Annotated in this window: 1 pseudogene; it reads left to right on the forward strand. The window is 39.6% G+C overall.

The annotated features are described in order from the left end of the window. Nucleotides 1–230: pseudogene (locus tag JFU56_RS22820) on the forward strand (hypothetical protein); the annotation flags it as partial.

A 230-nucleotide genomic window follows, 5' to 3' on the forward strand; every position in this document is an offset into this window, starting at 1 on the left:
TCATTATTCTGTTGATACGACGGTGTTAGCGAAGCAGTACAGTGCGGTCTTAGAGCAAGATATATTTGTCCATTTTGTCGATGAAATGATTGCGATGGTTAAATCCCCCGTTGCCAGCCGTTATGATGCATTAGAGCAACTACAACAACAATTTATGCTATTAAATAGCCAGCTTAAGACGAAACATGCGTTCTTAGTTGAGTTATTAAACGGTACGTTACAGCATTGTC

The sequence above is a fragment of the Moritella sp. F3 genome (assembly GCF_015082335.1).
Taxonomy (GTDB): domain Bacteria; phylum Pseudomonadota; class Gammaproteobacteria; order Enterobacterales; family Moritellaceae; genus Moritella.